At 71.4% G+C, this 7,223-nt stretch carries 3 protein-coding genes and 1 pseudogene; all 4 read right to left on the bottom strand.

The genetic code is table 11. The features are described 5' to 3' along the window. A pseudogene (locus OZ671_RS29000) lies at positions 1-788 on the bottom strand (ABC transporter ATP-binding protein); the annotation flags it as partial. Beyond that, the gene (cydD, locus tag OZ671_RS28995) at positions 785-2,509 is read right to left on the bottom strand and encodes a thiol reductant ABC exporter subunit CydD (protein WP_268863934.1); all 1,725 of its coding nucleotides are present in this window, start codon (positions 2,507-2,509) and stop codon (positions 785-787) included. The gene cydD and the pseudogene OZ671_RS29000, both read right to left, overlap by 4 nt. A 73-nt stretch (positions 2,510-2,582) precedes the next feature. After that, positions 2,583-3,155: a GbsR/MarR family transcriptional regulator gene (locus OZ671_RS28990; protein WP_268863933.1), complete on the bottom strand. Its 573-nt coding sequence runs from the start codon at positions 3,153-3,155 to the stop codon at positions 2,583-2,585. A gap of 139 nt (positions 3,156-3,294) precedes the next feature. Next, positions 3,295-7,173 (bottom strand): trifunctional transcriptional regulator/proline dehydrogenase/L-glutamate gamma-semialdehyde dehydrogenase, encoded by a 3,879-nt coding sequence (gene putA, locus OZ671_RS28985; protein WP_268863932.1) that lies wholly within the window; start codon positions 7,171-7,173, stop codon positions 3,295-3,297. Positions 7,174-7,223 lie beyond the last annotated feature (50 nt).

Here is a 7,223-nt window from a genome sequence, read left to right as displayed (position 1 = left end):
CCGAAGCCCGCCGCCACCGCCGTGTCGATGCGGTTCAGCCGGTCCTCGGCATCGGCCAGCCGCGTTTCGGCCGCTCCGGCCGCCGCAAGCTGCGCCGGCATGCGGCCGGCCATCAGGAGCTCGGTCTGGCCGGCGAAGAGATCGATGGTGCGCGCCCTGAGCGCCTCGGCGGCGTGGGCGCGGCGGCGCGCCCAGGGTCCCGAGCGCCGGGCCGCCAGAACCGGCAGGCCGAGGCCCGCGACCAGCAGGAAGGCCGCAACCCCGAGGCCGAACCCGGCATGCATGGTCCCGAAGGCAAGGCCGGCGACAGCGGCGGCCGCGAGGGCGGCGCCCGCCGGCACCAGCAGGCGCAGATAGAGCGTGTCGAGCGCATCGATATCGGCGGTCAGGCGGAACAGGAGGCGCGCCGGCCGCATCAGGAGGGCGCGCGCCGCCTGCGGCCCGGCCCAGCCGCGGAACAGCCGCTCGCGCAGCGCCGCCAGGATCTTCAGCGTCGCGTCATGGGTGACGAGCCGCTCGCCATAGCGCGCCCCGGTGCGGGCCAGCGCCAGGAAGCGGATGCCGGCCGACGGGGCGAAGACGTCGAAGGCGAGCGCGGTCGCAAGCGAGGCGCCGGCGAGCGCGGTCGCGGTGATGAACCAGCCGGAGAGGCCGAGCAGCAGCATGCCCGCGACGACCGTGCAGGCGGCGAGCAGCAGGCCGGCCGTCATCAGGGCGCGCCGTTCGCCGGCGAAGAGGCGGATGACCGGCCCGAGGTCGCGCAGGATGGGTGGGGGGTGGCCGCTCATGGCAGCGCCTCCAGCCGGACGATGCGATCCATGCGGGCCGCCAGGACCGGGTCGTGGGTCGCGACGACCAGGGTCCGTCCGGTGGCGATGGCGCACAGGCCGTCGGCGACCGCGGCCGCCGTCATCGTGTCGAGATGGGCCGTCGGCTCGTCGGCGAGGACGAGATCGGCGGCCGGATCGGCCGCCGCCCGGGCCAGGGCGAGCCGCAGCGCCTCGCCGCCGGACAGGCCGCCGCCGCCCTCGCCGATCGGGATGCCGGCGCGGTTTGCCGCCAGGCCGCCGAGCCCCACCGCATGCAGGGCCGCGGCGGCCTCGCCAGGCCCGATGCCGGGCCGGCCGAGCGCGACATTGGCCCTGAGCGAGCCGGCAAAAAGGTGGGGCTTCTGGCCGATCCAGGCGATGCGCCGACGCAGCGCTGCAGCGGATGCCGGCGTCAGCGGCGTGCCGCCGATGACGACGCTGCCGGCTTCGAGCGGCGCGAGGCCGGCGATCAGCGCAAGCAGCGTCGACTTGCCGGAGCCGCTCGGGCCGAGCAGCGCGACGCGCTCTCCCGCCGCGACGGTCAGGTCGAAACCTGCGAGCGTTGCGCCGCGGCCGCCGGCATGGCCGAAACCGAGACCGCGCACGATGACCGCGGGCGGGCCCGGCCGATGCGGTGGCGGCGCGGACGTGTCGGCCGCATCCGGCAGCCGCAGCCGGCCACGGCCCAGCTCGTCGAGCGCGGCGAGCGCCGCCTGCCCGGCCGCACGGTCGTGCCAGACGGCGGACAAGTCGCGCAGCGGCTCGAAAAAGGCCGGCGCCAGCAGCAGGATGAACAGGCCTCGGCCAAGGTCGAGCGTGCCGCCCCAGGCGCCGAAGGGAAGCTGGCCGAGCAGATGGAAGCCGACATAGACGGCGACCATGGCGACGCCGAGCGCGGCGAACAGTTCGAGCACCGCCGAGGACAGAAAGGCGATGCGCAGCACCGCCATGGTGCGCCGGCGCAGGCTCTCGGCATTGGCGCGCAGCCGACGCGCGGTCAGGTCGACGGCGCCGAGGCCCCTGAGGGTGGCGAGCCCGCGCAGCCGGTCGAGCAGGAAGGCGTTCATGCCGCCGAGCTCGGCGAGCTGCGCCTCGCTCGCCGCCTTGGCGCGCCAGCCGATCAAGGCCATGAAGATCGGGATCAGCGGTGCGGCGACGACGAGCACCAGGGCGGCCGCCCAGGACAGCGGCAGGACGACCGCCAGGATGACCAGCGGCACGACGGTCGCGCGCAGGCGGGCCGGCTGGAATTTCGAGAGATAGGCGAGAACCGCGTCGGCCTGCTCGGCGACCACGCTCGCCGCAAGACCCGAGGCGGGGCGGCCGCTGTCGAGCGGCGAGCCGGCGGCGAGCGCCGCGAGAGCAGCCTGCCGCCGGGCAGAAACCGCCGCGCGCGCGGCCCGGAAGGCGAGCCGGCTTCCGAACGCGTCGAGCGCCGCTCTGGCAAGACCCAGAACCAGCACCAGCGCCGCCGGCAGCCATGCGGCCGAGGCCGCTGCGCCCTTCGCCATGGCGCCGACGGCATGGGCCAGAAGGGCGGCCTGCGGCAGCCAGACGAGCGATGCCACCGCCTGCAGGATGGCCGCGCGCCGCAGCCCGGACAAGGCCGCGGCATCGGCCGGGCGCGGCGCCGGGACGGCCCGGTCCTCCGGCGGGGAAATTTCGCGCGCGGCCGAGACAGGATCGTGGACGGCGCGCATGACGGTGTGTGCGCCGGCGCTTCCGCCCGCCGGGATCAGATCGAGGTCGGCCGTTCTGCGCCGGTCCACCGCGTCACCCCTTGTCACCGGAGCGCTTGCCACGCCCGAGCGAGACGATCTTATCCTTGGTCTCGAGCAGGCGGGTAACTTTGGCCCCGAGGGTGAGGAGCGTCGTCAGCCGCGCCGTCTCCAATTGCTTGATTTCGTCATACCAGTTGGTCAGCCGCTCAATCAATCCGTGCATTTCGGCCATTCGCGCCTGGGCATGGCGCTCGGTCTCGCTCGCCGGTTGCTGCATCAGGATCTCGCGCAGCACCGACAGGGTCGGATCGACCTCCCGCTTCTTGCGCTCCTCGGCGAGCGTCCGCAGGATCTGCCAGATATCGTCGGGCGTGGTGAAATAGTCGCGCCGGTCGCCCGGCAGGTGCTTCAGCAGCACCAGGTTCCAGGCCTGCAGCTCCTTCAGGCTCATCGACACGTTGGAGCGCGAAATGCCGAGCGCGGCGACGATGTCGTCGGCGCAGAGCGGCTGCGGCGAGACGTAGAGCAGCGCATAGACCTGGCCGACGGTGCGGTTGATGCCCCAGCGGCTGCCCATCTCGCCGAAATGCAGCACGAAGGCCTGGATCAGGGGCGGCAGGTTCACGAGCGCCTCGTCAATGTCTGAATTTTCAGAAATTTCTGAAAATTCAGTACACCGCGACGCAGGCGACCGCCAAGCGGACAAAATGTCCAGGGCTGGCCGGCCGGCAGAACCAGCCGCGGCGGGCTCTGCCGGCCGGCGATCAGCCGATGGTCATCAGGCTGGCATTGCCGCCGGCTGCCGCCGTATTGGTGCTGACTGCGCGCTCGTTGAGGAGCCAGGCGAGCGGATAGTCCTCCGTGCCGGCGGCGAGATCGGCACGCGACACGCCGAAGACCTGGACGATGGGCCCGTCGCGCTCGGCGAGCCTCGCATTGAAGGCGCGCAGCGTGTCGCTGTCGCCCTCGAACAGCGCGGCCCCGATCGGCATGGCCGAAAGGTCGGCGGCCGGCTGGATCACCGGCTTCAGCTCCTTGGGCAGCGAAGCCTGGAGCGGCGCGAACAGCGCCTCGGCGCCGAGCACGGCGGCGCGATTGCCGGTGGCGATCGCCGCGCCGATCTGCGCGAGCAGGCCGGTTTCGGTCTCGGCGACGCACAGCACCGTGCCGCGCCCCTCCAGCCGGTAGAGATTGCGCTCGCCGACGGGGCCTGGCAGCTCGACCACGGTCCCGGCGCGCGACTGCGCACGATAGCGGGCAAAGCGTTCCGCGGCATCCTTCGCACCGCGCTTGGCGAGCCAGGCGGCGAAGGCGTCCGCCGCCGGCAGAGGCTCGGCGGAAGCCGGCAGGGTTTCGCCGGCGGCCGGATAGCTCTGTACAAGCCGCCTGAGATAAAGCGGTCCGCCGGCCTTCGGCCCGGTGCCCGACAGGCCATGCCCACCGAAGGGCTGAACGCCCACCACCGCGCCGATCATGTTGCGGTTGACATAGATATTGCCGGCCTCGACCCGGGTCGTGACGTGGGCGATGGTCTCGTCGATCCGGGTATGCAGGCCGAAGGTGAGGCCGTAGCCGGTGCGGTTGACGTCGGCGATCAGCGCGTCGAGATCCTGCCGGCGATAGCGCAGCACGTGCAGCACCGGGCCGAAGACCTCGCGTTCGAGTTCGGCGAGACTGCCGATCTCGATGATGGTCGGCGCGACGAAGATGCCGTTCCGGCATGCCGGCGGCAGGTCCAGCGCCTGGACGTCGTGGCCCTTGGCCGCCATGGCCTGGATATGGCCGACGAGCCGGTCGCGCGCCTCGGCGCTGATGACCGGCCCGACATCGGTCGACAGCCGGTCGGGATTGCCGACGACGAGCTCGGCGAGCGCTCCCTTCAGCATGGTCAGGATATGATCGGCGACCTCTTCCTGGAGGCAGAGCACCCTGAGCGCCGAGCAGCGCTGGCCGGCCGAATCGAAGGCCGAGACGACGACGTCGCCGACGACCTGCTCGGCGAGTGCCGAGGAATCGACGATCAGCGCATTCTGGCCGCCGGTTTCCGCGATCAGCGGGATCGGCCGGCCATCCGGGCTCAGCCGACCGGCGAGCTGGCGCTGGATGAGGCGCGCGACCTCGGTCGAGCCGGTGAACATGACGCCGCGCACGCGCGCATCCGCCACCAGGCTGGCGCCGACATCGCCCGCACCGGGCAGGAGCTGCACCGCACCCGCCCCGATTCCGGCCTCGTGGAAGAGCCGCACGGCCTCGGCCGCGATCAGCGGCGTTTCCTCGGCGGGCTTGGCGAGAACCGTATTACCGGCCGCCAGCGCCGCGGCGACCTGGCCGGTGAAGATGGCCAGCGGGAAGTTCCAGGGGCTGATGCAGGCCACCGGACCGAGCGGCCTGTGGCTGTCGTTGGAGAAGCCGTTCCTGAGCTCGGTCGCGTAGTAGCGCAGGAAATCGACCGCCTCGCGCACCTCGCCGACCGCGTTCGGCAGCGACTTGCCGGCCTCGCGCACGATCAGCCCGATCAACACGGGCATGCGCGCCTCCAGGAGGTTGGCCGCGCGGTCGAGGCAGGTCGCCCGCTCCTCGGGCGGGGTCGCTGCCCAGATCGGTCCGGCCGCGACCGCCTGCGCGAGCGCCGCCTCGACATCGGCGGGGGTCGCATCGACGACATGCCCGACCACATCCCTGAGATCGGCCGGGTTGAGCACGGCCCGCTCGGCTCCGTCGCTCGCCCTGCCGCCAATGTCGGAGGGTGCCGCGCGCCAAGGCTCCGCCGCGTTGACGAGGAGAGCGGCGGAGAGCGATGCCAGCCTTTGCTCGTTCGACAGGTCGATGCCGGTGGAATTGGCGCGCGCCGCGCCGAACAGGTCGGACGGCAAGGCGATCTTGTCGTGAGGGGCGCCAAGCGGCGTGATGGCGCGGGCGAGATCGGCCGGCTCGGCGATCAGCTCGTCGACCGGCAGCGAGAGATCGGCGATGCGGTTGACGAAGGAGGTATTGGCGCCGTTTTCGAGCAGGCGCCGCACCAGATAGGCCAGCAGCGTCTCATGGGTGCCGACCGGCGCATAGATGCGGCACGGCCGGTTCAGCTTGTCGCGGCCGACCACTTCCTCGTAGAGCGGCTCGCCCATGCCGTGCAGGCACTGGAACTCGTACTGGCCGGCATAGAAGTTCTCGCCAGCCATGGTGTGGATGGCCGCCAGCGTATGGGCATTGTGGGTGGCGAACTGCGGGAACAGCGCGTCAGGAACGGCCAGCATCTTGCGGGCGCAGGCGAGATAGGAAAGGTCGGTGTAGACCTTGCGCGTGAAGACCGGAAAGCCTTCGAGGCCGTCGAGCTGGGCGCGCTTGATCTCGCTGTCCCAATAGGCGCCCTTGACGAGACGCACCATCAGCCGGCGGCCGCTGCGCCGGGCGAGGTCGATCAGATAGTCGATCACGAAGGGCGCGCGCTTCTGGTAGCCCTGGACGACGAAGCCGATGCCGTTCCAGCCGGCGAGCTCGGCGTCGAAGCAGATCGCCTCCAGGAGGTCGAGCGACAGTTCCAGCCGGTCGGCCTCCTCGGCGTCGATATTGAGGCCGATGTCATAGTGCCGGGCGAGCACGGCGAGCGCCTTCACCCGCGGCAGCAGCTCGCCCATGACCCGGTCGCGCTGGGCCCGCTGGTAGCGCGGATGCAGCGCCGACAGCTTGATCGAAATGCCCGGGCCCTCGTAGATGCCGCGGCCGCCGGCGGCCTTGCCGATGGCATGGATGGCCTGGGTGTAGTCGGCATAATAGCGTTCGGCGTCGCGGGCGGTCATCGCCGCCTCGCCGAGCATGTCGTAGGAATAGCGGAAGCCTTTCGCCTCCATCCGCCGGCTGTTGGCGAGCGCTTCGCCGATGGTCTGGCCGGTGACGAACTGCTCGCCCATCATGCGCATGGCCATGTCGACGCCCTTGCGGATGACCGGCTCGCCGCTGCGGCCGATAAGGCGCGTCAGCGCCGACGACAGCCCGGCCTCGCTCGAGGTCGCGGTGAGCTTGCCGGTAATGACCAGGCCCCAGGTCGCGGCATTGACGAAGACCGAGGCGCTGTGGCCGAGATGGGCCTTCCAGTCGCCATGGCTGATCTTGTCGCGGATCAGCGCATCGCGTGTCGCCCGGTCGGGAATGCGCAGCAGCGCTTCGGCGAGGCACATCAGCGCGACGCCCTCCTGACTCGACAGCGCATATTCATGGATCAGCCCCTCGACGCCGCCGCGCTCGCCCTTGGCACGCAGGGCCTCGACCAGCTTGCGCGCGAGAGCCTGCGTCGCCTTCAGGCGCGGTTCGCTCATGGCGGCCTCGGCGAGCAGCACCGGCACGCATTCCTGCTCCGGCCGGCGATAGGCGGCGGTGATCTTGGCGCGCAGCACGCTCTGCGGCTGGACGCCCTGGGCGAAGGCGAGGAAAGGCAGCGGCTGGGCGGGCTCGGCCCCGGTCTCTCCCGCCGCGCCGGCGACACCCGGGAACGCCGCGAGCGGTTCGCCGCGGTCGAGATGTTCGAGCACCGACAGGATCGAATGCTTGATCAACGCGTGCGGCGAGCGTCCCTGCGCTTCGGCCGCGGCCCTCAACCGGTTGCGCAGGTCCTCATCGATCTTCACGCCGATCGTCGTATTGGCCATGGCCGTGCTCCGGAAAGGGACTGGTTGCGCCTATCGCTACCATTGTCGCG

Source organism: Phreatobacter sp. AB_2022a (assembly GCF_026847585.1).
In the GTDB taxonomy this organism is placed as follows: domain Bacteria; phylum Pseudomonadota; class Alphaproteobacteria; order Rhizobiales; family Phreatobacteraceae; genus Phreatobacter.
Note: the sequence above shows the minus strand (reverse complement) of the source record. Positions and strands in the feature narration are given on the sequence as shown.